The sequence below is a fragment of the Grimontia sedimenti genome (genome assembly GCF_011045095.1).
Taxonomy (GTDB): Bacteria; Pseudomonadota; Gammaproteobacteria; order Enterobacterales; family Vibrionaceae; genus Enterovibrio; species Enterovibrio sedimenti.
In genome coordinates, this window is record NZ_JAALDL010000019.1 from 1 (window position 1) to 25,378 (window position 25,378).

The 25,378-nt window shown below is 48.6% G+C and carries 28 protein-coding genes and 1 pseudogene; 15 read left to right on the top strand and 14 right to left on the bottom strand.

Annotation, left to right across the window (positions count from 1 at the left end; genetic code table 11):
* Window positions 1-272: 272 nt before the first annotated feature.
* On the bottom strand, window positions 273-1,235 hold the full coding sequence (locus G5S52_RS19795) for a transposase (RefSeq protein ID WP_165017767.1): 963 nt from the start codon (window positions 1,233-1,235) through the stop codon (window positions 273-275).
* Window positions 1,236-1,607: 372 nt separating this feature from the next.
* Here G5S52_RS19795 and G5S52_RS19800 point away from each other — a divergent pair, with 372 nt between their 5' ends.
* Together G5S52_RS19800 and G5S52_RS19805 are read left to right on the top strand one after the other, a co-directional pair.
* Window positions 1,608-2,162 carry a GNAT family N-acetyltransferase gene (locus tag G5S52_RS19800; protein ID WP_165017770.1) on the top strand — a complete coding sequence of 185 codons (555 nt, stop codon included), beginning with the start codon at window positions 1,608-1,610 and terminating at the stop codon, window positions 2,160-2,162.
* A gap of 316 nt (window positions 2,163-2,478) precedes the next feature.
* Window positions 2,479-2,946 carry a hypothetical protein gene (locus G5S52_RS19805; protein WP_165017773.1) on the top strand — a complete coding sequence of 156 codons (468 nt, stop codon included), beginning with the start codon at window positions 2,479-2,481 and terminating at the stop codon, window positions 2,944-2,946.
* Window positions 2,947-3,049: 103 nt separating this feature from the next.
* Here the strand turns inward: G5S52_RS19805 and G5S52_RS19810 are convergent, their stop codons facing one another.
* From G5S52_RS19810 to G5S52_RS19845, 8 genes are all read right to left on the bottom strand, one after another.
* Window positions 3,050-3,799: a hypothetical protein gene (locus tag G5S52_RS19810; protein WP_165017776.1), complete on the bottom strand. Its 750-nt coding sequence runs from the start codon at window positions 3,797-3,799 to the stop codon at window positions 3,050-3,052.
* Between the two features lie 14 nt (window positions 3,800-3,813).
* Window positions 3,814-4,569 (bottom strand): SDR family oxidoreductase, encoded by a 756-nt coding sequence (locus G5S52_RS19815; protein WP_368737485.1) that lies wholly within the window; start codon window positions 4,567-4,569, stop codon window positions 3,814-3,816.
* Between the two features lie 6 nt (window positions 4,570-4,575).
* Complete coding sequence (locus G5S52_RS19820; protein WP_165017783.1) at window positions 4,576-5,055, bottom strand: cupin domain-containing protein; 480 nt, start codon at window positions 5,053-5,055, stop codon at window positions 4,576-4,578.
* A 144-nt stretch (window positions 5,056-5,199) separates the two neighbouring features.
* Window positions 5,200-5,541 (bottom strand): DUF1428 domain-containing protein, encoded by a 342-nt coding sequence (locus G5S52_RS19825; RefSeq protein ID WP_165017786.1) that lies wholly within the window; start codon window positions 5,539-5,541, stop codon window positions 5,200-5,202.
* 217 nt (window positions 5,542-5,758) lie between these two features.
* Window positions 5,759-6,220: a BLUF domain-containing protein gene (locus G5S52_RS19830; RefSeq protein WP_235956418.1), complete on the bottom strand. Its 462-nt coding sequence runs from the start codon at window positions 6,218-6,220 to the stop codon at window positions 5,759-5,761.
* Between the two features lie 33 nt (window positions 6,221-6,253).
* Window positions 6,254-7,177 carry a YeeE/YedE thiosulfate transporter family protein gene (locus tag G5S52_RS19835; RefSeq protein WP_165017788.1) on the bottom strand — a complete coding sequence of 308 codons (924 nt, stop codon included), beginning with the start codon at window positions 7,175-7,177 and terminating at the stop codon, window positions 6,254-6,256.
* A gap of 155 nt (window positions 7,178-7,332) precedes the next feature.
* Window positions 7,333-7,596 carry a hypothetical protein gene (locus tag G5S52_RS19840; RefSeq protein WP_002538979.1) on the bottom strand — a complete coding sequence of 88 codons (264 nt, stop codon included), beginning with the start codon at window positions 7,594-7,596 and terminating at the stop codon, window positions 7,333-7,335.
* A 72-nt stretch (window positions 7,597-7,668) separates the two neighbouring features.
* Window positions 7,669-8,151 carry a MarR family winged helix-turn-helix transcriptional regulator gene (locus tag G5S52_RS19845; RefSeq protein WP_165017791.1) on the bottom strand — a complete coding sequence of 161 codons (483 nt, stop codon included), beginning with the start codon at window positions 8,149-8,151 and terminating at the stop codon, window positions 7,669-7,671.
* Between the two features lie 122 nt (window positions 8,152-8,273).
* Here G5S52_RS19845 and G5S52_RS19850 point away from each other — a divergent pair, with 122 nt between their 5' ends.
* From G5S52_RS19850 to G5S52_RS19890, 9 genes are all read left to right on the top strand, one after another.
* Window positions 8,274-9,137, top strand: a complete 864-nt coding sequence (locus G5S52_RS19850) for a DMT family transporter (protein WP_165017794.1) — start codon at window positions 8,274-8,276, stop codon at window positions 9,135-9,137.
* A 311-nt stretch (window positions 9,138-9,448) separates the two neighbouring features.
* Window positions 9,449-9,922 (top strand): GNAT family N-acetyltransferase, encoded by a 474-nt coding sequence (locus G5S52_RS19855; protein WP_062665082.1) that lies wholly within the window; start codon window positions 9,449-9,451, stop codon window positions 9,920-9,922.
* A 29-nt stretch (window positions 9,923-9,951) separates the two neighbouring features.
* On the top strand, window positions 9,952-10,440 hold the full coding sequence (locus G5S52_RS19860) for a GNAT family N-acetyltransferase (protein WP_165017798.1): 489 nt from the start codon (window positions 9,952-9,954) through the stop codon (window positions 10,438-10,440).
* Between the two features lie 101 nt (window positions 10,441-10,541).
* Window positions 10,542-11,390 (top strand): type 2 periplasmic-binding domain-containing protein, encoded by an 849-nt coding sequence (locus G5S52_RS19865; protein WP_165017801.1) that lies wholly within the window; start codon window positions 10,542-10,544, stop codon window positions 11,388-11,390.
* A 452-nt stretch (window positions 11,391-11,842) separates the two neighbouring features.
* Window positions 11,843-12,334, top strand: a complete 492-nt coding sequence (locus G5S52_RS19870) for an ATP-dependent zinc protease family protein (RefSeq protein WP_002538971.1) — start codon at window positions 11,843-11,845, stop codon at window positions 12,332-12,334.
* Between the two features lie 4 nt (window positions 12,335-12,338).
* A complete protein-coding gene (rimK, locus tag G5S52_RS19875) occupies window positions 12,339-13,247 on the top strand; it encodes a 30S ribosomal protein S6--L-glutamate ligase (RefSeq protein WP_002538970.1) in 909 nt (302 codons plus the stop codon).
* Window positions 13,231-14,295, top strand: a complete 1,065-nt coding sequence (locus tag G5S52_RS19880; protein WP_165017804.1) for a succinylglutamate desuccinylase/aspartoacylase family protein — start codon at window positions 13,231-13,233, stop codon at window positions 14,293-14,295. Before rimK ends, G5S52_RS19880 begins: the two co-directional genes overlap by 17 nt.
* Before the next feature lie 270 nt (window positions 14,296-14,565).
* Complete coding sequence (locus G5S52_RS19885; RefSeq protein WP_165017807.1) at window positions 14,566-15,507, top strand: lipase family alpha/beta hydrolase; 942 nt, start codon at window positions 14,566-14,568, stop codon at window positions 15,505-15,507.
* A 15-nt stretch (window positions 15,508-15,522) separates the two neighbouring features.
* Complete coding sequence (locus tag G5S52_RS19890) at window positions 15,523-16,398, top strand: lipase secretion chaperone (protein ID WP_165017810.1); 876 nt, start codon at window positions 15,523-15,525, stop codon at window positions 16,396-16,398.
* A gap of 15 nt (window positions 16,399-16,413) precedes the next feature.
* Here the strand turns inward: G5S52_RS19890 and G5S52_RS19895 are convergent, their stop codons facing one another.
* Entirely contained in the window at window positions 16,414-17,085 is a 672-nt protein-coding gene (locus tag G5S52_RS19895; protein ID WP_165017813.1) for an HAD family hydrolase, read from the bottom strand.
* Window positions 17,086-17,210: 125 nt separating this feature from the next.
* Entirely contained in the window at window positions 17,211-17,855 is a 645-nt protein-coding gene (locus G5S52_RS19900; protein WP_165017816.1) for a hypothetical protein, read from the bottom strand.
* Window positions 17,856-17,995: 140 nt separating this feature from the next.
* Here G5S52_RS19900 and msrB point away from each other — a divergent pair, with 140 nt between their 5' ends.
* Window positions 17,996-18,439 (top strand): peptide-methionine (R)-S-oxide reductase MsrB, encoded by a 444-nt coding sequence (msrB, locus tag G5S52_RS19905; protein WP_002542438.1) that lies wholly within the window; start codon window positions 17,996-17,998, stop codon window positions 18,437-18,439.
* 268 nt (window positions 18,440-18,707) lie between these two features.
* Window positions 18,708-20,087 carry a sensor domain-containing diguanylate cyclase gene (locus G5S52_RS19910; RefSeq protein ID WP_165017819.1) on the top strand — a complete coding sequence of 460 codons (1,380 nt, stop codon included), beginning with the start codon at window positions 18,708-18,710 and terminating at the stop codon, window positions 20,085-20,087.
* Window positions 20,088-20,094: 7 nt separating this feature from the next.
* Here G5S52_RS19910 and G5S52_RS19915 read toward each other — a convergent pair.
* A pseudogene (locus G5S52_RS19915) lies at window positions 20,095-21,485 on the bottom strand (class II fumarate hydratase).
* 188 nt (window positions 21,486-21,673) lie between these two features.
* On the opposite strand from G5S52_RS19915, the gene G5S52_RS19920 reads away from it, so the two are divergent.
* Window positions 21,674-21,946, top strand: coding sequence for a hypothetical protein (locus G5S52_RS19920; RefSeq protein WP_002542441.1), 273 nt, complete (start codon window positions 21,674-21,676; stop codon window positions 21,944-21,946).
* Between the two features lie 86 nt (window positions 21,947-22,032).
* Here G5S52_RS19920 and G5S52_RS19925 read toward each other — a convergent pair whose 3' ends face one another.
* On the bottom strand, window positions 22,033-22,494 hold the full coding sequence (locus tag G5S52_RS19925) for a DUF3429 domain-containing protein (protein ID WP_165017822.1): 462 nt from the start codon (window positions 22,492-22,494) through the stop codon (window positions 22,033-22,035).
* 59 nt (window positions 22,495-22,553) lie between these two features.
* The gene (locus G5S52_RS19930) at window positions 22,554-22,817 is read right to left on the bottom strand and encodes a DUF5062 family protein (protein WP_039850626.1); all 264 of its coding nucleotides are present in this window, start codon (window positions 22,815-22,817) and stop codon (window positions 22,554-22,556) included.
* A 567-nt stretch (window positions 22,818-23,384) separates the two neighbouring features.
* Here G5S52_RS19930 and G5S52_RS19935 point away from each other — a divergent pair.
* A complete protein-coding gene (locus G5S52_RS19935; RefSeq protein WP_165017825.1) occupies window positions 23,385-25,334 on the top strand; it encodes a PTS mannitol transporter subunit IICBA in 1,950 nt (649 codons plus the stop codon).
* The last annotated feature ends 44 nt before the right edge of the window (window positions 25,335-25,378 follow it).

The window sequence follows — 25,378 nt, forward strand, 5'->3', positions numbered from 1 at the left end:
GGGACAGGCACCTTAAAAAAGACTCTGTCCATTCCCCTATCGGTTTATACCTCCTTTCCGAGAAATGCGAACTACCGGGAACTACAGGGACAGACACCTTAAAAAAGACTCTGTCCCTCACCCTATCGGCTTATGCCTCTCTCCTGATAAGTCCGGAAATCAGCACTAATTTCCAGTGTTTTTACCACTTTCAGTAGGATTAGCTCAATTTGCGGACAACAAAAACATCAGGCATTGGCCTGATGTTCAAGGTGCGGGTAGAAACAGGTAAATTAACTATCGGGCAAACGTATACCCGACGCTCTTTGACGATGAAGAAGTGGCAAAGCCGCTTTGACTGATGCCTCACTACCCACCATATTTCCGAGTTCAATATATGATGCTGTTTTTAGCCAAAGCTTAGGCTCAATCCCAAGCCGCTCCAGTAATGGCGGGAGGGTGGAATCGATTTGTCCCCGCTTATCATCACGAACTTGTCGGCCAGTCCAGTCGACTAACTCCAGATAATCCAATAAACGAAAGGGAACGCCTTCTGGCTGATCTTTGCGGGGATATCCTGCGAAAACATGCAGACCTTTGGGGGTAATTTGGTCATTTCTTAACGCTTCAATTCGAGCTTTAACCGACGTGTACTCAGAGGTTTCTGGAGCATCAGCAATTGCTGCTCGTATGGGGTTGAGATCTACATACGCCATGGCTGCCGCAAGAGCCTTTTCATCCAGCAATGCCTGGCTTTTAAAGCGACCTTCCCAGAAGTGTCCTGTGCATTGATCTTCTCGATTCGCTTCCGCCGCAATGTGTTGATTCAATAGCCGCATAAACCAACTGATGCTCGTCAGCCGCTCTCGCCAAATTTCAATGATTTCCATGCATCGTTCTTGTTCCGCTTCTGATAAAACCTCGCCGTGTATAAAACGTTGAATCAATAGAGGACCTTGATGGAACGTCAGCCAGCGTTCGATAACCTCAATCGGTGATAATGTTTTCGCGCAGCCCTCGTTAATGTGCAAAACAACATGATAGTGATTGCTCATGATGGCATAGGCACATACGTCGATGCAGAATGCGTTAGCTAGCTTCATCAGACGTTGCTCTATCCAGCCCCGCCTGTGTTCAAAACACTTCCCCTGTTCATCGTTATAGCCGCAAAGAAACGAGCGACGGACACAACGTGAAACGCAGTGATAATAGGGAGTAGCATCGACGTTAATCAGTGAAGCACGCGCTGTGGTCATCGTGGGTCAGAAAAATATGGCTTAAGGATAGATTTAACCTACCCCAGCAAATACATCATTGCATGTTGAATGGTTGGTAACAGGGAGATGTGCACGGATGTATGAAACTGATAAGTTGGTCTTTTTCTTAAAGTGTCTGTCCTCTCTTTGCCTGGCTTACTCAGCTGCACTTTCCCTCTACTCAGAAGACATTGAGAGGACTTGGTAGTCGGTCATCATCGGTTTTTTAATCGCTCAACACCGTCATTGAGACAACACCAATACGGTGCCAGATGATGTGATAACGCGTGTGAATGCATACAATGACAAAGATGCTGCTCTGCTCCATCACGACCAGCTCTAACGTTAATCATCATCAAGGGGAACAAAGTTGTGATCGAAACAAACCGGCTCATTTTGCGGGATTGGAAAGAAGAAGACTTTGCGCCTTTTGCTCAGTTAAATGCTGACCCAGAAGTGATGCGGTACTTCCCTTCTACCCTTTCCCTGGAAGAAAGTAATGAACAGGCGATGCGGATACAGTCGCTGATTACTGAGAGAGGCTGGGGGTTTTGGGCCGTTGAACTGAAAGCCACGGGGCAATTTATCGGTTTTGTTGGACTTCACAGCCAAGATGAACGAAGCGGTATTCCTTGTGCGCCCTTTGTAGAGATTGGCTGGCGATTATCTTCTGAATATTGGGGAAAAGGTTATGCCCCGGAAGCGGCACTTAGCGCGTTGGAGTTTGCTTTTTGTAAGCTGGGTTCCCCTTCGGTTTATGCATTTACCGCGCTACCCAATAAGCCTTCACAACGTGTTATGTCGAAGCTGGGTATGGAAAACGTTAACCAGAACTTTGACCACCCAAAACTCCCTCAAGGACACGATTTAGAAAGACATTGTCTTTATAAGATCTCACGAGAGCAATGGTTTCAGAAGTCTAAATAGCCCGGTTAAACATTCGCTTTCACTACCCGAAATATCTTCCCTCTCAGCGCAAGAAATCATTACCACCGTGAGCCTGCGGGTAAAGGGTGAGAAGCGACTCACGGTTTTGTGCTTCGTGCTCTTCTAGCCATCAGTTGAACATCTGGTTTACATCTCAATTGGGGCGACGTTCTACATTCCTCTGGTAATAATTCTCAATCGCTTTTGTCATGCTATGCCTTTGGTTTTTGCTGTGGCTTCGGCAGAGCGATACGCAATAGGCTGTCAGGCCACTTTGATGGGTGCCCACTAGTCAATGCATGTCAGGAGAAGATAGATGTACTTTTGGAATATTGAAGCGCTAAAAAGCAACATCAAGCAAGGCGGTTTCTCGGAGAAAGATCGCTTTCGCTATGTTTTGATATATATCGTGCTGGGTTTGTTTGGCATGTCATTTGGTGCTTACTTTCCTATGGAAAGCCCAAACCTTTGGGACAAAATTGATGACTTCGGTTTGCTTGTCATTACGATTGTAGGAACCTTTTTCGCTTATAAAGCCAATGGCGGAGACAAAGGTACAGACTTTCTTGGGCGCTATTTCAGTATCAATTTTGTCGTGACGCTGAGGTTATTGCCTTGGTTGATACCGATGCTGATTGGCTTAGGGGTTTACTATTTCTATGTGTTTCCTTTAGAGGAAGACATCGTCACGACTCCCTTTGAAGTGATACTTTTTCAAGTTTGGTATGCGCTTCTTTACTTCCGTATGTGTAAGCATATCGGTGATCTGAAAGAGGCAGGCTGAAACAGAGGATCGGGACAGACGCTATGAGAAAGGTCATGCCTAATTGCCTTAAAGGTTAATGGCTCCTCTTCAAAACAGTGTCTTTCCCGTTTAATTTCATTCTCTACCCCTCAAACTCTTCCATCTCAATCAAGAGCAACGTGATCTTTCTTTCGAGATCAACATCATAACTATTAATGCCTTGCATGCCTTTTGCTTCTATTTCGAGCTCTCTGACAATATCCACGACTTTTTGTGTCACATTGAAAACCTTGTTTGGGCTGCTGATCCTCAACTCACAAGCATTAACTCGGCATTCCGCTTTGTCTAACTGGGCGTCTTGGGAAACCACGTAAAGATCAAAGTAGTCCTGAAAGCCTTGGGCAATATGAGCATGTTCATCGGTCTTTTCTTGCTTGGCGAACTCTGCATGCCTCTCTTGGAAGCGATTGAAGACCTTATTGGACTCTGACGGCATGAGAAGCCGCTCGTAAGGGTCGTCACTTTCTTGGGCTTCGACATCAGCTTCTGGGGAATTGGCATATGCGTCAGAGGTTTCATCTCCTATGCCGTTTTCTTCAATGTTGTCATTGGCAGGTAAAAGGTCATCCGTTACTGGTTGCACGGAGGCGGGTTTAGCCGCAGACAAAGGTTCAGCATTAGGGAGTATTTCTGTAACGGGGTTGAGTACCTCGCTTGGCGCCAAAAGGATAGCGGGAGGAACCCCAATTGGCGCTTGCTGGCCGAGGTCTTTGTGGACTTCAGTCGTTTGAATGTGAGCACGGGTGGCGTGATAGGTGACCAAAGACCCGCCACTTGCCCCGATAACCACACCCAACAATAGGACAAGAAACCCGTTCGCTCTGTTTTTCATCTCTCAACTCAGTATCAAACCACTCCACCCGTGGCGTCCAAAATACTGCCTGTTGTGTAAGACGCATCTTCAGAAAGTAAAAAGCATATGGCTCTCGCAACTTCTTCTGGCTCTCCACCACGTTGCATAGGGATGCGCGGCGCAAGTCTCTCTACTCTGTTTGGCTCTCCGCCGTCGGCATGAATATCGGTGTGAATGAGACCCGGTCTGACACCGTTTACGCGAATACCTTCCGCCGCCACTTCTTTGGCAAGCCCAATGGTTAAGGTATCTACCGCACCTTTGCTGGCAGCATAGTCAACATATTCACCTGGTGAGCCAGTACGTGATGCGCCAGAGGAAACGTTAACAATCGCTCCGCCTTTTCCGCCGCGTTCGGTGCTCATGCGTTTTACCGCTTCGCGGGCGCAAAGAAAACTGCCGGTGACGTTGGCTGCCAGCACTTTGTTGATACGCTCTGCGGTTAGCTCCACCAGCTTGCTTTGTGTGAAAAGGATACCTGCGTTGTTCACCAATCCCGTCAGCGGCATTGTATTGGCATCTATCGCGGCAAAGAGCGAGGCAACGCCCTCTTCCGTTGAAATATCTGCTTTTACCGCAAAGGCGCTGCCGCCGTTCTCTTCAATTTCTTTGACCACTTGGTCTGCTGCATCAGTGCGGGAGTGATAATTCACGCACACGGTATAGCCCTGCGCTGCCAGCAATTTTGCGGTGACTGCCCCAATGCCGCGGCTCGCGCCTGTCACCAATGCAATTTCGTTTTTCTTTATCACGGCTTACTTCTTCCCTGCATTTGGAAAATCTATGTTGTCGATATCCACAACCTGCCAAGGGCGGTTTTTGTTTCTAAAGATACGTTTATTCTGCTTGGGGTAATCCGCTTCATCATGGTCGAGACGCTGACCCACCACAATGCAACGAAGGGTTTCGTTGCCTGTGTTGGTCATGATGTGTGGCATCCCGCCTGCCGGGTAACCAATGAAGTCGCCCTCACCCACCTCGAAGTCTTCATCATCAATCGTGACAGTCGCAGTGCCGGAAAGAATGTAGACACACTCATCCTCAAAGTAGTGAACGTGATATTCAGTCGAATCAAACCCCGGCTCAATCTCGACAATGTGGAAACCTAGACCGGTCAAGCCTGCCAGATCACCGAGGGATTTGCCCGTTCGCACCGCATTGGGGTTGAGGAAGTGGGTTTTGGTCTGCCCTTCCATGGATTCGATATCTTGCTTTTTGACGATGTACTGGCTCATTGCTTTCTCCTTTTTTTCATCACCATGCACTGCCCAACAGCAGGTGTAATGGATTCAAAGGGAGAATTGGGATCTTTGTCTCGCAGCAAAGGGAAAGAAACCCGCTAGAGGTTCAGCGGGTTATCTGGGTTAGTGTACTTTCGGTTAGTGAAAGCTGGGAATGAAATCTTCGTCTAAATCCAGCCTTTCACCGTTAAGCGAGACGGGATTCATTACGTCGTCGATGCGAGGATCAGACAGCATCCGCTCCATTCCTTCATCTCTCGCCTCTCTCGAAGGCCAGATGATCCAGGAAAACAGCACCACGGACGGGCTATTTTCGTAGCCGGATGACGCCACGTTTCTTGAAGATTCCTGCTCATTACAGTGAACCACATTGAGTGCACCGTACGCGCGCATCAAGGGGATCGCGTCCTGAACCAGACGCTTGTAGGCTTCTTTATTGGCAACAGGCAACGCTGTCACCAGTCCATCAACATATAGCATGATCTACTACCTCCGCCGATTCAGTTCCACTCCTATAGCGACCCTGCAAACGGCTTTATGATCAAGCCACTGACTTTTATATTATTGAAATTATGGTTTATTTGGTGAGCACTGAGGGAGTACCCAGCGCTTTACCATCACTGTTCCTTGTTACGCGAATAGTACCTTTTGGGACTTGTCAGTGGATGACTCAGAAAGGAGACATGCAAAAAGTTTCTTATTTGTGTTTGATATTGAGAGGAAAATTTTTTTGATCTTTGTCGTCAGCAAATCGAACGGAAATGATCGATGAGACCGACGATTTCGTCACCCATCTCACCAAACTCTTCAGGGGAAAGATCGCGATCCAAAAGTCGTTGTAGCCACGAAGTTGGGATTTATCGAACGTTTCCAAATTACGGAACCCCATCGACCAGTCAGGAAATGCCCGCTTTTTAATTTCGGAGCGATCAAGGACAACCACTCTGTTGTGGCGGTCGTCCTGCTCAATCTTTTGATAGAGCTTGTCGACGTTGTGTTCTTCGCCTTCCAATACCTGAAAGAAGTTGCCTTTCGCATAAAGTAAAAGGCCACTGACACCGAGCTCTCCGTTGTTTTGACGAGCCTTGCCAAGCAGTTGCATTAACTTACTTTCCGTAAATTCCACGGTCGCTGAACTGGCATAGATTAATCGAATCATCCTTCCCCCACGTTGCTTGTAAGCAATGGATTATCAACTCACTATAGTTGTTCTTCTCAGTAGTCGGGGGGCACGTAAGCCTATGAATATACCGAACAACATACTCATAACAGCAGCAAAACCTGATAAGGAGAAAGCAGGCAGGGACAATAGCAATTGGCTATCGTTTCCGCCTCCGGCGAGAGAAGCACCAATGCCCATCAAGACACCCGCAAACAAGTGCCGCCAATACATATAGAAGGGTTGGAGGTTGAGTTTGAAGGAACGTGTTATCAGCGCCGCAGATGCCATGCCCGCCACCAGAGCAAAAAGCAGTAGGGAACGTTCAAAAGAAGGCATTCGTTCATCGGTTTCTTCCCAAACGGAAAGACTCAAATCTGAAAGATACCCGCTGGGTGTCCATTTGGGTTCGTAGAGAAACGTCAGGCTGCCCATCAACCCAATCGCCAACATGCTTAGCCAGAGCCGTGTATCCCATCTTTTGATCAGAAGAATGCCAGCGCCAATTAACAAGGAACTCACCAACAGGGCTGTAAAGTGCCATTGCGGTAAGGCAGAGGAAAGCCTTGGAGGAAGGCTATCGTCGACACTCGCCAGCAGAATCCAACCTATCAGCCAACCGGAAACGGTCGCAATCATCAGGGTGTCACCCCGTGACAATTTGCTGATGGTAGAAACACCGCAGCCCTGATTCATGGCTGCGCCGAAACCAAACAGCACGCCACCGATCAGCGCGGTCCACTGTATGGCATAAACGCGAAAAGGCACTTCAATGGTCATCATGTCTGCAACCAACAAAGAAACCCAAGCTAGTACGCCGCTGGTCAGAATAGCGATAAGAAACTGGGGGCGTTTATCTAACGCTTGATTGACCCCTTTCACCAGGCAAAGCCCCGTGGTCTGGGCGAGATAGCCGAGAACGAAAAGAAAAAAGATGGCAATGAGAAAGAAGGTCACGGACTGCTGAAACCTGAAAAATTTTCTTGGTGGTAGCCTTGATTGTAGTGAATAACAGGCGCTGGGTTTGGCTCAATGTTTAGATGAAAAACAAAGGACTACGCCGTATTAAGTACGGTTAAAATGCGCTGCGTTCGGAGCCAAAGAAGCATCCATTAAGGAATGGAGGATTGAAACAGGTTCACCGGAATGTCGATGTCTTTTCCTGTGTCCTGATAGATTTTAAACGCGGCACTGATTCGGTGACCACCGTCTTGCAACACGTAAGTTTTCCCGCAGGCACATCGGATAAGTTGGATCGCTTCGTTAATGTCTGCGCCCTGCTTCAGTTCTTTCAAGATGGATTTGAACCGGGCATCTTCTCCCCGCACCCAGTTCAAATTCATGGCGACCAGCTTGCTGACTTTCATCAATTCCATTCGCATACTCCTTTCTACTGAGAGTATGCACCGAAGGAACCAGGTTTTGCGTCTCAGCTTCAGTGCAAAGCACTATTCATTCGCCGCCAGCCATTTTCGTAACAGACCAGCCAACTGCTTTTGCTCATCGGTTGTCAGCGCTTCCAGAATGTGTCGTTCGTTGTCGATGTGCTGCTCCACCACCTTGTCGATCAGTGTCTGTCCTTCTTCGGTCAGGGTGACCAGACAGCTTCTTCTGTCGGTTTCGCTGGCTTGTCGAATCACAAGACCACGCTTCACCAAGCCATCGACGCGCGTGCTCATGGCTCCGGATGAGAGCATCAGGGTTTGATATAGGTCAGTCGGGGTAACAGGTTCGCCGGCACGGCGGAGAGAAGCCAGAATATCGAATTCGATATTGCTGAGGTCATTTTGCTTAAATACTTCTTCCAGTTTCGGGGTGATGATTTGTTTCGCCCTTCCAAGTCGCCCAATCACGCCCATTGGTGAGCAGTCTAAGTCCGGTCTTTGCGTCGCCCATTGGGCAATGATGGTATCTACATGATCGGCTTTCATTACGTCTTTCACTTCGGAACTGAATTTATCTTTTTCAAAAGATACTTGATCATAAGAGACAAAGTGAATACTTTATCTTTTGTAAAAGATACTTTTTGAAAAAACTTTGACCGGAGACACACGTGGCAAATTACCTGTTAGCTGCACTCGTTCCTATTTTATGGGGGAGCACTTACGCAGCCGTTAGCCTTTTCTTGCATGATCTCTCCCCTTTCTGGGTGGCGGTATGGCGAGCATTGCCAGCAGGTTTATTGCTTCTGTTATTGAAACCGGGTCGTCCACCGCTTCCGTGGTCCAAAATGACTTTGCTCAGCGTGTTTAACATTGCAGCTTTCTTTCCACTCCTGTTTATCGCAGCTTATCGCCTGCCCGGCTCTGTGGCAGGTACGCTTGGCGCAACATTGCCACTTCAACTGATGTTGATGCAGTGGCTCGTTGAAGGAAAACAGCCACAACTTAAAATGCTGCTGTTGGCATTGGTCGGCTTCTCAGGGATTGTGATGATCCTGAATCCTAGTGCTGACATTGACCCGATTGGTGCTGCTGCCGCCCTGGCGGCGACCGCGTTGGTCGCAAGGGCATCACTCTGGCTGAAAGACTGGCCTGTTACCGATATTTTCCGCCTGACAGCCTGGCAGTTAACACTGGGCGGTTTATTGCTGGTGCCATTGGCATTTATTGTGGAAGGCGCACCAAAACCCATTACCACCCATGAATTACCGGGTCTAATTTGGGTGAGCTTGCTCAACAGCTCATTTGCATACTGGGCGTTTTCACGCTCGATTAAGAAGATTGGCGCAGACAGCATGGCAATGATCAGCATGCTAAACCCCGTAGCCGCCGTGACGCTGGGTATTTTCCTTGTGGGTGAAGTGTTGGGGCCTTATCAATGGCTCGGTATTGCCATGGTGATGATGAGTTTGGTACTCATGGTTTACAGCAAACAAAGAACGCAACGAAAGCTGGCGTTGAAGCCCGCTCAGTAATCAAGTTTCCAAAGCCCCAGCAAAGGGGCTTTTTTATAGATAAGACAGCAGGGTGATTGAGATACATAAAAGGTTGAAGCAAATCTAATATTTACCCTCAAGCGGATGCATATCCCTCTAATGCTTTTTTGGATAAATACTCCTTCATATATATTAAATGCAGAATGAAAATTCACCCAACGTAAAACAGGTGGCGATTTAGCCCTATTAAGCTTCAGAACAACACACCAATACGCTTTTCAGCTCAACTTGAACAGCGCCTAAAGCCAATGCTAAATGTTCTTTCACTCAAAGGAATGGAGGAAGACATCATGGAAATTCGTATCGACGATCTCAGCGGCCCGGAAATCAAAGGCCTCCTCCAGGAACACTTGAATAATATGCACGAAATCAGCCCGCCGGAAAGTGTGCATGCACTGGACCTCAGCGCCCTGAAATCACCAGATGTGACGCTGTGGAGTGTGTGGATCGAGGGGGAGCTTGCGGGTTGTGGCGCATTGAAGAAAATTGGCCCTTCTCATGGTGAAATCAAATCTATGCGCACTTCACAAAATCACCTGAGAAAAGGTGTCGCTGCGAACTTGCTCGCACATATTCTCCAAGAATCACGCAGGCGTCAGTACACGCGTCTAAGTTTAGAGACAGGTACTGAACCAGAATTTCAGCCAGCGCATCGTCTCTACGAACGTTTCGGCTTCGAAGCTTGCTCGCCATTCGGGGAATATGTGGAAGACCCTAACAGCGTCTTTTATACCCGAGCACTGCAACAGTTCAGTCCTGCCTAACGTTACGGACAACGTAGATTCAGGGTTATATGAACAAAAGAATAGAAATTATTGATTACCACCCGCGCTACACAGAACAAACCATTTCCATGTGGCGCGCCAGCAAAGAGAGAGCCTTGGGTATTCCCGAGGTTCATGATTTTGAAGCGCACCGCTACTATCTCAACCGTATCCTTACCACGAGCAACCGCGTTTATCTCGCTGTCGAAAAACGCGCTGAACGGGTACTCGGTATGATTGCTTTTGATGAGAACTTTATTACCCAGCTTTATGTCGACTGCGATCACCAGAATCAGGGGATTGGCAGCACCTTGGTAGATCTGGCAAAAGAGACCACCAGCCAGAACCTTCAGTTATACACTTTCGAGATGAATGCCCCTGCCCGATGCTTTTGGCAAAAACACGGTTTTGAAGAGAAGCAGATTGGCCAGCATGACAATGAAGAAGGCTTAACCGACGTGCTTTGCGAATGGCAGCGCGAAGACGACTACTCAGAACTCCGCTACGCCTTTAGCTAACCTGTCGCGTTCCGTTTAGCTATCGACGATTTATCACTACTTCTGCTGAGAAAACTCACCTAATCTGAATGAAGATTCCATCAGGTTGGTGAGTTTACTTTATGCACGTCTCTCCCGTTCAGGGTTCGTTGGATGAAACCCAGCGAAGCGAAAGGTTGTTTCAAGGGGAGTTGCTAGTTTTCCAAGAACAGGAAGCCTGTAATCCATTGGTAAGCATTGCTCGGCAAATCATTCGCAAACACTTCGTTGTGCCAGATCCAGAACTTGCACACCTTTATCTCTCGCCGGAGCAATATCTAGACCTCGCCGCCGCCACACAGGATGCATTTAAACAAAGCACGGAAGTCAAAGAGGCAATCAATCATTTACTGCAAGCCTGTGGCGTGAACCCAGAACACAATTACATCGACTCGCGTGTGCTTCGCATCGTCCCTTGTCTCGATGCCTTCGATAAAGGAAACAATGCGACACTTCGCCATCACAGAGATACATGGGGCGCGAATATTTACTGCCAGCAGAATTGGTGGCTGCCTATATTCGAATTAGAAACGGGACGCAGCATGGCGTTTTACCCTGACTATTGGCGTCAACCCATCGCCAATACCACGGATAGCTGGTCGTTTTCTGACTTCTTACAAACAAGAAAATCCACACCATTACACACAAAAGTACCTTATCCCAGCTCACCACAAGCCACAGAAACTGTGGATGAAAGCAACCGATTCTGTCCGGTTATCGAACCCGGTGAGATCCTCTGTTTCTCTTCTGCACACCTTCACGCCAGCAGAATTAACCGAACGGGAAAAATACGCTTCAGTGTGGAGTGGCGAACCATCAATAAAAACGACATTCTCGCAAATCGCTACGCGCCAAATATCGATAATGCGGCTTCCACGCCTATGTATCAATGGTTTAAGCGAATCAGCGATGGTGAAACCCTGCGCATTTGAATCTTTGGCTGGAACGCGCGCTATACCGCTATTCCGCGTAGCTTCCCCTGTTTTAATCTCACTCTCAGGACACAAATTTCCCGTAAAACGTCCAATAAACCGACAAGCCAAGCACATGATATTTCATGAAATTGACGCCAATCATTCATCAATATCTTTTATCGTCACGAACGACAAATTGACTTGTCGCTAGCTTCGCAAAGCTGTAACTTGCGCGCTCTTTGGTGCGGTGCCGAGTAAGTGGAAGAAATGAGCGCCGCCGGAGCCTGGTACGCTGAGCAGTCGCCCTGTCTGGGCATTCAGCGATAACGATAGTCTTGATTATTCAATCAGTTCTTACAAATGTGAGCGGCATGTTCCCGCCGAGCTACTATCGTTTACTTGAGTTAGTGTCAACGACTGATGCGCTCACTCCATCCGTTCGAAAATCACTACCTGGGGCATTGACAGCGATGACTGACAAAAACACAGCTCGACCAGCAGTCGAGGACAATAACCAAGCTTTATCAAATGACCGATTGCTTGTTGGCTGGCGTGAATGGGTTGCCTTACCAGATCTGGGTATCACTGCGATCAAAGCGAAAGTGGACACTGGCGCGAGGACGTCGTGTTTACACACTTTCGGCATTACCGAATATGAAAAAGATGGCGAGAAATGGGTGAAGTTTATGATCCACCCAATTCAAGACGACAACATGACCGAAAAAGAGTGTCACGCAAAAGTGAAAGACATGCGCAAAGTACGCGACTCTGGCGGTCATGAGACCTTGCGTTATGTCATCGAAACAACACTGGTGGTTGGTAACTTGTCATACCCTATCGAAATGACACTGACCAAACGCGACACCATGGTATTTAGAATGTTGCTGGGTCGTACCGCAATGGAAAATCGACTGTTGGTCGATCCGGTTAAATCTTTCCTCGTTCAGGCGCAACAAGGTTAATTATATGAAAATTGGAATTCTCTCTCGTAACGAAAATCTTTATTCCACTCGCCGCCTGATCGAGGCGTGTGAGCAACGCGGCCACGAATATAAAATTATTGACGCGCTGCGTTGTTACATGAACATTAACTCTACCCAGCCTTCTATCCATTTGATGGGTGAAGACCTGGTGGGTTTTGATGCCATTATTCCACGCATCGGCGCCTCTGTGACCTTCTATGGCTGTGCAGTTTTGCGCCAGTTCGAGATGATGGGAATCTACACCCTGAACGATTCAGTGGCGATTTCCCGGTCACGTGACAAGCTGCGTTCACTACAGCTGCTGTCTCGTAAGAATATTGGTATGCCAATCACAGGTTTTGCGAGCAAACCGGGCGATATTAAAGACCTTCTGAACATGGTGGGCGGTACCCCTGTGGTCATCAAACTGCTGGAAGGAACCCAAGGTATTGGTGTGGTTCTGGCAGAAACCCGTAAAGCGGCAGAGAGTGTTATCGAAGCCTTTATGGGCCTGAAAGCCAACATCATGGTTCAGGAGTACATCAAAGAAGCGGGCGGCGCGGATATTCGCTGTTTCGTTATCGGCGATAAAGTGATTGCAGCGATGAAGCGTCAGGCACTGCCAGGCGAATTCCGCTCTAATCTGCACCGCGGCGGCAGCGCGTCTCTGGTACGCATTACCCCAACGGAACGTAAAACAGCGGTTGCTGCTGCGAAGGCGATGGGCCTTCACGTAGCAGGCGTTGATTTGCTGCGCTCTGAGCGCGGACCTCTGGTGATGGAAGTGAACTCTTCACCGGGTCTTGAAGGGATCGAGACTGCTACCGGTAAAGACGTGGCAGGCCTGATCATTGAACATATAGAGAAAATAGTCTCTTCTCCGAGGACAAGGACACGTGTCAAAAGCAAATAACAAAAATAATGCATTCGAAATTGGCGGGACGAGTATCCCGCCAGGTCAACGCGCAAGTGTTGAATTTGAAGTTGCTAAGCTTTACACACACTCTCCGCTATCTGTAACAGCGGAAGTTATTCATGGTAAGAAGCCCGGCCCTGTTTTGATGATAAATGCGGCCATTCATGGTGATGAGCTAAATGGCGTTGAAGTCGTTCGCCAAATCTTGGATCGTCTGAACCCTGCCACTTTGAAAGGCACGGTGATTGCGATCCCCGTGGTGAACGTTTTCGGTTTCATTCATAAATCGCGTTACCTTCCAGACCGCCGTGACCTGAACCGTTGTTTCCCGGGTTCTGAGCGTGGTTCTATTGCCGGTCGTATGGCGTACCAGATCTTCGAACAAATCGTTCGTCGCTGCACTCATATTCTTGACCTGCACACGGCTGCGATTTATCGCACCAACCTGCCACAAATCCGTGCGAACCTTTCCAACGAAGAAACCTATGACATGGCGTTGGCTTTCGGCACCCCTGTGGTTATCGATGCTGCACTGCGCGAAGGTTCTCTGCGTTCTGAAGCGGAAAAGATTGGTATTCCGGTACTGACTTATGAAGCCGGTGAAGCGCTGCGTTTCGAGCCTTACGCCATTACTGCAGGTGTGAAAGGTGTGAAGCGCGTGATGCAGCACCTTGGCATGATCCGCAAGGCAAGTAAAAAGACCAATGTCGAGCCTGTGATTGCCCGTGCCACCCGTTGGGTACGTGCAGAAGCCGACGGTATTCTGCGTTCCCATGTGCTGCTTGGACAGCGCGTGAGCAAAGGTCAGTCCCTGGCTTCAATCAGTGCGCCTACCGGTAGCGAAGAAATTCAAATCTACGCGCCACAAGGCGGCATTATCATTGGTCAGCAAACCCTGCCACTGGTGAACGAAGGTGATGCCATCTATCACATCGCTTTCTTTGAAGAGCCAGACAAACTGGTCGAGCAGCAAGTTGGAAACTACCTCGATGAAGTGGTTGACGACTCAAGCAATGAAATCAAATGGGGCATTGGCGTGCAATAAGCGCGGCGGTTCCCAGCGAGAAAGGAGCGCTATGCGCTCCTTTCTTATTTATCTAAAAAACCGAAATTTCAGCATGTTAAGACAATTCCACCTGCATTTTCCTTCCTTTGTCCGGTAAATCAGTTCTTCGCCTTTTCGATGCTTTCCCAACCACACAGATTTTACCTCGATTTAACAAAGTCCTTTCATTCTCATTTTTGAAACCTGACTCAAAGTTAACCACTGACTAAGATTTAATCGACATCAGAGGACTGACCAGAGGAAATTGAAATGAAGGGAATCGTTATAGCGATGTTGTTCACCATCACGTCGTTTTCAGTATTTGCTGGCTCCACCACATCAGGCACAACCACCACGGGTTACACCCAAACCAAATACCCTATCGTGCTTGTTCATGGCTTGTTCGGCTTTGACAGCATTGCGGGGATGGATTACTTCCACGCCATTCCACAAGCACTGACCCGCAGTGGCGCAAAAGTGTTTGTAGCGCAGGTGTCGGCGACCAACAGCTCCGAAAAACGCGGCGAGCAGTTGCTGCGTCAGGTACGTTGGGTGAAGGCTGTAACAGGGGCAAGGAAGGTGAACCTGATTGGTCATAGTCATGGCAGTCCAACCGCACGCTATGTGGCATCTGTTGCGCCACAGCACGTGGCTTCAGTCACCAGCGTCGGCGGTGTTAACAAAGGCTCTGAGTTCGCTGATGTTGTTCGCGGCACTTTCCCTCCCGGCTCGGCAGGCGAAGCGTTAGCCGTTACCGCTGCCCGCACCCTTTCTGGCTTAATCAGCCTGCTTTCAGGGGGGTCTAGCTTGCCGCAAGATCCGTTAGCTTCACTGCATTCGCTAACCACTAAAGGTTCTTTGGCGTTCAATGCCAAATACCCTGAAGGTGTGCCAACCAGCCGTTGTGGAGAGGGTTCTTACCGTGCAGCAAACGGTGTGTATTACTACTCCTGGTCTGGTACCAGCACTGTCACTAACGTATTCGATATCAGTGATCCCGTCCTTTTCGCCACTGGCCTTTTCTTCTCAGAAGCTAACGATGGCCTTGTAGGACGATGCTCAACCCATCTCGGTAAAGTTATTCGCAGTAACTACCGAATGAATCATCTTGACGAAGTAAATCAGCTGTTTGGCCTTCATCATCTTTTCGAAACCGACCCCGTTACCCTTTATCGTCAGCACGCCAATCGCCTTAAGCGTCAGGGGTTGTAAATAAGGAGACGTCTCATGCGTATCACGTTCACCAGCTATAAAATCGCAATTCTGATCATCGCCGGGATTTTGCTGTTCGCCGCGCTTTATCTTTTCTCCGGTTCAACGGAGCAAAACACGGTCGCGAGAGCACCTTCACACGAAGGGACAGAGGTCGATATATCTTCCGATCGTGATACGTTTGAGTACTTTCTTTCTACCTTGGGCGAGCGCGATCTCGCCCAGATCACCACAGATTACGAAGCCTTTGCTGACACCCTCAGTTTTGGCGAGAAGCAGAAGGTTCTTTTTGAAAAATACCAAGCCTATCGCCAGTCACTGGTGGGAATATCAATGCCTGATGGTTTATCCGGATTGAATTACCTGACATTCATTCATGAACAAACGCAGAAACTGCAATCCGAACACTTTTCCGATGCCGAGCGCCAACGCATTTTCTATGAGGAAAACCTCGCCAGAGAAATGACCATCAAACGCATGCAGTTAGAATCCATGGGGCTCGACCGGGATGCAATGAATGCACAGTGGCAGGCCGAGTTGGACCAACTGCCACCGGACATGAAAGAGAGTTACCAAAACGCGGCTTTACTGGGCGAGATGAATGCCCTATCAGCACTGGATGACGGCGAAAAAAATCAACGCTTGAATGAGTTAGTTGGGGAGGAAGCCACAATCAGGTTGCAGGCCTTTGAGCAAGAAGAGGCAGAATTTAACAATCAATTCCAGCAATACCTGACTGAGCGCCAGGGCTTACTGGAAGAGAGTTATTTGTCTGACACCGAACGCGAGCAGGCACTCAGTGCGCTGAGAGAATCCTATTTTTCCGATGAGGAAAGACGCCGTGCTGCCGCCTTAGAGCGCATTCACGACGACGAATCCAACGCTATTTAATTTGCCCGGGGCTCCTTATTCCGCGTGCGAGCCCCACTTCAGCACAGGCCATTGATATTCACCCGCCTTTTTGAAGAGCTGACTGCAAGGATTCACCACGTACACTTCATCGGCAAACAGACACATCGGCAGATCATTGATTGAATCCGAATAGAAGCTGATGTGCTCGAAATCCTCTTCTAGCGTTGCTATCCATTGCGCCAGACGGTGCACCTTGCCTTCACGAAAGGATGGAATGCCATCAGGCTTTGGTTGATATTGATCGTTCTCCACCGCCAAATCGACCCCCATCGACACATCCGCCCCCAGCACTTTAGCAATGGGATGCACAAGAAAACCGAGTGATGCCGAAATGATGGCAATACACGCACCCGCTTCCCTCAAGGTTTCAAATCGTGCTTTGGCTTCGGGATAGATATGTTCCAACATCCGCTCTTGGACAAAGCGCGCTGCCAGCGCATCTACATCCGCGACAGAGCAAGATGCTAACGGCGACAGGCTATACGCTAAATACCCATCGAGCTCCAACGTGCCTGCGAAGTAGGCATCCATGTACTCTTCATCTTTCTTGAGAAAATCAGGATCGCTCACCATGCCAATATCAATCAGATATTGGTGCCAGCGGGACATGGAATCGCCTTCCACCAGTGTGTCGTCCAAATCAAACACAGCAAGATGTGCGGCCATGGTTATCTCCTTGATTTAATGGGCAATGAATGGCGTGCTGCTGACAATCATCTTGGCACAATTTGATGACAGTGTGGCTACCGAGTGCACGATTGTGAGAAGTGAGTGAGTTAAAACCTAGGGGCTCAACGAAAGTAAGCTTCCTTGGCCATCAGCGAGACGCGTGGCCGAACTGATGTACCAAATCTACGTTGGAATGTTGCAATAGCTGACACGGACTCATCGACCACTTCCAATGCCACTATCTGATCAAACTCGTCCACATAGAGCCTGAGATTGCCAATGTAAATGGCTCTGTCATCAACGCGCACCAGATACTTCATCACTTCCGGTAAAGCTAAGGGCAAGTAAACAAGTTCATCGACTTCCCCCTTTGCGCGCTCAAGTTCCGTTACCTGCATAGTTTGCCTGGGCAACGCAAAATAGAAGGGCTGACCCCAGTCAGCCAATATGCCTATGCTTTCTCCGTTGTTTCCGACATCGGCAGAAAGCCACAAAAGTACCCTTTCGTTCGCGAAAGGCTTAAAAGTATCAGTCTCTTGCTTAAGATCTTGCGCTATCACGGCAGGGATTATCGATATTTCCCCCACTATCATCACTTGATCATCTTTGATCTGAGAAAAGTCCACCAGCGTATCTGATCTAGTGTTATTCGACGCGCAACCAGAAAGCAGGAACAGCGGAAAAACCAGCCATACCAAGCTTCGACGGAGCAAGGTTGCAGCCAGCTCGAGGTATTTGGGTTGAGGAATGTAATGTTCTAAAGCCATGGTTCAACCTTAGTACACGCACACTAAAACGCCGCCTAATTGGTGAGATGAAATTAATTTCTGGTACTTGCGGTCAATTACTCCACTAACGTGGACTTTCTCCATGTTGGTCGCTCAAAAACTACGATAAGGTAACGATTATGCTTAACTGGGATTCTGTGATTACCACTGCCAAAAATGGCAACCCTGTTCCACCCCGCCGGGTTGAAAAATCAGAGGTGGAGTGGCAGGCCGAGCTAAGCCAAGAGCAGTTTTATGTGACCCGAAAACATGGCACCGAACGCCCTTTCAGTTCTGAAATGTGCGGCCTGTTTGAACCGGGCATTTACACCTGTGTGTGCTGCGGAGAACGACTGTTCAACGCGAATGAGAAGTTTGACTCAGGCACAGGCTGGCCTTCTTTCACTGCACCACTCGAAGACAATGTGGTGGCCTACAACATGGATATTTCTCACGGTATGACGCGGGTAGAAGTCACCTGCAATGTGTGTGACGCGCACCTTGGGCATGTGTTCCCAGATGGACCACTTCCAACCCGTTTGCGTTACTGCATCAATGCCGTGGCTCTCGCAAAAGAGAAGTAAGAATATCAGCACAAATAACGGGGCGCCCTTAGGGTCTGTTGACTTTGGGTGGGCGCCCTTTTATTACCAGACAGACAAACCAGCTTGTGCATAACTTCCCATACACAACCTCATCAAGTTCAAATAATTCCCTACTTTTCATGATGTTTTCGCACTAAAGCCACACTTCGACAGCCTTAAGGCTCTTATAATGAAACAATTCAATTTGATAACCATTTCCTTGCTGGGAAAGCATTGCACACTTATTAGCACGTGGAGTAGTTGATTCATGACAAGAGGTTCATCGGCATGGTCAGCGATCGTCATATTCATTTTCTTTGTTGCCACCTTTACCGGCACAACGCCATTTAATCTTCATGATGCAAATATCGCTCAGGTGAGCATTGCCTCCGGAATTGGGATGATTGGCTGCCTCTATGGCGGCATTCGCACCCTCGTCGCGTTGATTGCAGCTTCCACATTGGCCTTTGGTCTCGCGATATACCGCTGGGATCCGAGCGCGCCTCTCGCACCTGCGCTGATCACTGGCGCCATCACGCCCATGGCCTGTTACCTTTCAGCGCAAATCTGGGAAAGGCTGTTCATAGGTAGCGGCGTACGGTTTGAAACGCTAAAACATTATGTGCTGCAAGTGTGTATTCTGCCGGGCTTTCTCGTGGCACTCGTTACTGCTTCCGACTCGCTGTACGGCGGTTACACGGGTGACGGCAACTACTTTTACGACCTTTACGAACTCACTTCGACCTATGCCCTTGGCATTCTGCTTGTCGCGCCTTTCTATCAACTCTGGCGGCTCGAAAGGAAACCTTTCAGGCAATTTACGCGCAACACTATGCTGGCAATCATCTCCTATCTGGCGTTAACCGTTCTTGCTTTTGTTGGCAGCGCACCGGGGCTGATATTCGTTGCTCCTGTCATCCCCGTTATTTTGGCCTTTAAAGGGGAAGAACTGGCGTCGTTAGCTGCCCTTTTTGGTATGGGCATCATCGTCACCACCATTGCCCCCTACAATCTCGGCCCCTTTGATTTGCCTGACAAGGTGGAAGGCCATGCTTCGTTGATGACCTATGTGCTAATGAGTGTGATCATGCCGTTAGCTATTGGCCTTCACGTCCGACGATTGAATGTGGTTTCACGCTCAAGGGATAAATGGCAAACCAAAGCCAATACTGACCAACTGACTAGGCTGCCAAACCGCTATGCGTTTTTCCCTGAACTCGCGAAACAGTTTGAAGATGCTGCCCAGAATCAGGGGAAATTGGTGGTCGCCATGATCGACGTAGATAACTTCAAAATGGTGAATGACACCTATGGTCATGCGGTGGGTGATGTGGTGCTAATGGAAATCGCCTTACTGATGCAAGAAGAAATGCGCGATTCAGATTTGGTTGCGCGGATTGGTGGTGAAGAGTTTGCCATCCTGTTTCCCGGCAGCAATGAGGAGCAGGCACTCAAGGCACTCGAACGTTTACGCCTGCGCTGCGAAAACCACATTTTCCGTTATCAGGAGTTTGAACTGAGTGTCACCATCAGTATTGGTGCCGCGGTGTATCAATCACCTGAATCAAAAGATGCGCTTTTGGGTCGCGCAGACGGCCTGCTTTACCAAGCCAAACATGGCGGAAGAAACAGGACTGAGATCGCGTAAGCTGGCATCAACGATCAGCAATGCCGCCGCGGGTCAGAAGATAAGGATCCAATAACGCTTCAAGCTTTTCGCGCGACAGCTCGGTTTCTTCTTCAGCCACATCAATAATCGGACGGTTCTCCGCATACGCTTTTTGGCAATCGCTGCCGCTTTGGCATAACCGATCACCGGGTTCAATGCCGTTACCAAAATCGGGTTTCTCGCCAACGCGGCTTCTACTTCATCTTCTCTGACTTTGAAGGTAGAAATCGCTTTTGTAGCAAGCATGGTTAAGCCGTTTGAAAGCAGGTTGATACTCTCCAACAGCTTATCTGCCACCAACGGTAGCATAACGTTCAGCTCGAAATGCCCTGACTGACCCGCCAAACCCAGCGTTGTGTCATTCCCCATCACTTGAGCAGCCACCATAGCAGTTGACTCAGGAATGACTGGGTTCACTTTCCCCGGCATGATAGACGAACCAGGTTGCAAGCCTTCCAGCTCAATTTCTCCCAGCCCAGCCAAGGGACCAGAGTTCATCCAGCGTAAGTCATTACTCACTTTCATCAACGCCACTGCCAGATTTCTCAGCTCGCCCGAAAGTGCCATGGTCGCATCCAGACTTCCCATGGCGTTAAAGGGGTGCGGGTTGGCTTCAAACCGGATACCGGTAAGTGCAGACACTTCGGTCGCAAACAATGCGGCAAATTGCGGATGTGCATTCACACCGGTCCCTACAGCTGTGCCTCCCTGAGCCAGTTTCTTCATCCCTTTCAGGCTGAATACAACGCCTTCGTAGCAGCCTTCGAATTGATGTCGCCAAGCCTTAAGCTCTTGCCCAAAGGTGACGGGCATTGCGTCCATCAGATGGGTGCGACCCGTTTTGACGATATGCCCAATCTCATCTTCTTTCACGCTGATGGCATCCATCAACACACTAATAGCTGGCAACAAACGGCTTTCTGCTTCAAGAACAGTGCTGATTTGAATAGCAGTCGGAATGGAATCATTGCTGCTTTGGCTCATGTTCACATGATCATTCGGCGACACCGCCATCCCACATTTAATGGCTGACAGTGTAGCGACCACTTCATTCATGTTCATGTTGGAGCTGGTACCTGAGCCTGTCTGGTACACGTCGACCGGAAAATGCTTCAGGTGATCACCCGCGATGACTTCATCACAACTCTCGGTTATCGCTTCGGCGATCTGTGGGTCAAGTAATCCCAGACTGCTGTTGATACTGGCGGCACAATATTTCACCATCGCCAGTGCTTGGATAAATGGCACCGGCATGGTGCGTCCGCTAACGTTGAAATTATCCACTGCACGTTGAGTCTGCGCCTGATAGAGCGCATTCTGCGGTACATCGACCACACCCATACTGTCCCGCTCGGTGCGGGTAGCGTTGTTCTTCATCGCGTTATCCCTACAGACTGGATCTCAATACCAGGATGACCCCTAACTTCCAGTATGACCCCAATACTGAAATTTACTGTCTCACTGGCGCATGGCACTTTCTTTCTGACATTGGAAAGCCCTGTGAAAGACACATTATTTCGCTTAACATACGCCGTAATCTCGACTCTAACGCAAGGCGTAAAAACATGAATGATGACGATATCCTGACCAGTGAGAATCTGATTGAGATCGTTGAAAACCAATTGGCCGACAACAACCCGAAGAAAGTGAAAGAAACGCTGATGCGTCTTCGCATGACAGGCTCAACACAAGAAGAAGCGCTGGAATACATCGCCTGCGCGCTGATGGTTGAGATTTATGACGTGGCAAAAGGCGAAGGGGAATTTAACCTCAAGCGCTACGAAGAACACTTGGACATGCTGCCAGAAATGCCTTGGCAGGATGATCTGGAAGACTAAGGTCTTTACATTCATTACCTCCAACACTAAAAAAAGCGCCCTCTGGCGCTTTTTCGTTATTTGGTGGTAGTAACGACGATGTGTGCCTAAACCTGCATGGGTGAAGAAATTACGCTCAGATCATTCAGCCAGTACAACAAGAAGATATGGCAAACCACCACTACTGCCGTCAACATCGCACGCATCATTGTGTACCAGAAGGGGTAAATACCTTTAAACATCAGCACCACTTCCAGAATAAACAGCACGGCAAACGACACAATCAATAAATAGATGGAATAAGGCAACGGCATCAGCAATGCACCGACTGCCACCAGTGAAAAGACGATACCTACCGTTAAGCCGTTGGTTGGTTTATCCGGTCTGGCGCCGCTGATGGTCATGCCCCAAACGGCACCAGAAAGGAATGCCAGAATCATTGCACTGTAGCTATTAAAGGCATACACCAGCCCGTGCTGCCAGGCATCCGGCCAGACAGGGAGTAAAATGCCGAAAGCAATGAACGGGATAAGTCCCAATGCACCGTATATCAAAGCTGTTTTCTTCATATTTGGCTCGCTCGTTTCTATTCCTTGTTTCTCGCTACGCAATGGGAGAAGTAAACCGATCAGTCCTGAAGCAATGGGTGTCCTTCGGGAAGCTGTTTGTGGATCCAAAGCACCAGTTTGTGCTTCATATTCGGTCCATCTTCTTTATCCGACGCCAGGGGCGTTAGCACCTTATCTTCCACTAACAACCTGTAAATGCACTCAATTTTTATTTTATTCGACGTTCCCTCGTCGAAGGTTGCGAAACCACGTTTACGGGCATATTGCTCACCGATCTGGAGCGCTTTTTTGAGCAACTGTGCCTCATGCTTAATTTTTTTCATGGTGTTACTCCGCTGTTGTTTTCGCCAGCATAGCAGAGTCACTTCTTCAAAACGGTCTCAAGATGCACGTTTTGGAAGACAAAAAGGGTATGCGCTTAGTGACAATAAACGTGTCCCGGATCACTAAATCTGAGGCGTATAAAAATTACAGAAAGATTAATGCGGGCAAGTTCAATTTATTCGAGAGGTGAATTAACAATTTTAATGTGACTTAAATCACTTTAAATTTTCATGAAGGATTTGAATTAATCAATTAAGTGATCTTTATCACAATAAATATTAAGTGGCGCAGTGTGAAAAAAGAGACTTAGATCATCATTAGTTATGACGGTTTTTATTGACTTTTAAAATAGTTGCAATTTGAAAGAAAACTACAGGGTCAATGTGAGATTGTTCTCACTTTTTTGGTGGGGTGTCACTGAGGTTTTAGAGATCAAAGTCACAAAAAACCCGTCATCAGTGCCTTCGGAGAAGAGTGTGGTAATTTGTAGTTGTGCAAAAACAAACCAGCGGTTTTGGCGAACCGCTCCACACAAATTCTAAAGAGACTTCAGACGGGTAATTCTTATGATATCACCAGATGCGAAGATCAAAGTACAAAATTTTGGTCGGTTTCTCTCAAACATGGTTATGCCCAACATTGGCGCGTTTATCGCGTGGGGTATTATCACAGCGCTTTTTATTCCAACAGGTTGGTGGCCAAATGAAACATTGGCGGCACTTGTTGGCCCAATGATCACCTACCTGCTGCCATTGCTCATCGGTTATACCGGTGGTCGACTGGTTGGCGGCGAGCGCGGCGCTGTAGTGGGTGCCGTCACCACGATGGGTGTGATTGTCGGTTCTGACATTCCCATGTTCATGGGTGCAATGATTGTTGGTCCTATGGGTGGTCTGGCAATTAAAACCTTCGACAAAAAGATGGAAGGCAAAGTCAAAAGCGGCTTTGAAATGTTGGTTAACAACTTTTCGTCAGGCATCATCGGCATGCTGTGTGCGATTGTGGCCTTCTTCCTGATTGGTCCATTCGTCAAAGTCGTTTCCGACATGCTGGCGTCAGGCGTTAACTTCCTCGTTGAAGCGCACCTGCTCCCTCTCACTTCTATCCTTGTTGAGCCAGCAAAAATCCTGTTCCTGAACAATGCTATCAACCACGGTATTTTCTCACCTCTCGGTATTCAGCAAGCTGCAGAAACGGGCAAATCGATCTTCTTCCTGATTGAAGCTAACCCTGGTCCCGGTCTTGGCATTCTGTTGGCCTACATGTTCTTTGGTAAAGGCACGGCAAAACAAACCGCGGGCGGCGCATCTATCATTCAGATTTTCGGTGGTATCCACGAAATCTACTTCCCTTACGTGCTGATGAATCCGCGCCTTCTGTTGGCAGCGATTGCTGGCGGTATGACAGGTGTATTTATCCTGACAGTGTTCAACGCTGGTCTGGTGTCACCTGCTTCTCCTGGTTCTATCTTCGCGATTCTGTTGATGACACCGAAAAGCTCTCTGGTCGGCGTGCTGCTGTCGGTTGCCGCTTCAACTGGCGTATCCTTCTTTGTCGCTTCAGTACTACTGAAAGCTCAACGTACGGAAGATGAAGATGGTGACGAAGACGCACTGACCAAAGCAACATCACAAATGAAAGACATGAAGGCCACATCTAAAGGCATGGTTGCAGAGAAGAACACCAACAACCGTGTTGATATGGCTAACGTGAAGAGCATCATTGTTGCGTGTGATGCGGGCATGGGTTCTAGCGCCATGGGTGCGGGCTTGCTGCGCAAGAAAGTGCAAGATGCAGGGTTAGATATCAAAGTCACCAATGTGGCCATCAACAATCTGCCGCAGGATGTGGATATTGTTATCACCCACTCCGATCTCACAGACCGTGCACGTACTCATGCTGAAAATGCCCAGCATATTTCACTGCAAAACTTCCTCGACAGCGGCGTTTACAGCGACCTAGTGACCCAGCTGATGGCAGCACAAGGCCCAAAGGCCGCTAACGACGCGGAATACATCAAAAAGCCATTATTGGCCGCGAATGATGAAACGCTTGAACCACAGCCAACGCCGGCTTTCCAGCTTGAGAAAAAGAACGTACATCTTGGCCTTCAAGCCACCAATAAAGAAGAAGCTATCCGCTTTGCTGGCGAACAGCTTGTCGCACTCGGCTATGTTGAGCCTGAGTATGTCGATGCCATGTTCGAGCGCGAGAAACTGGTATCTACTTACCTTGGCGAATCCATCGCTGTACCGCACGGTACTATTGAGGCGAAGGACAAAGTGAAGAAAACCGGCATCGTGATCTGCCAATACCCACAAGGTGTGCAGTTTACCGATGACGAAGACGACGTCGCCAAACTGGTTATTGGCATCGCCGCGAAGAACGACGAACACATTCAGGTTATTACCTCCATCACCAACGCACTGGATGACGACAGCGCCATTGAACGACTTGCCTCCACGCAAGACGTCAGTGAAGTGCTCGAAATCCTATCTGCGACAGAGGCGGCATAACGCCCCTGAAAGATTGGAGCCAGGCAGTTCTGGCTCCCCTTTAA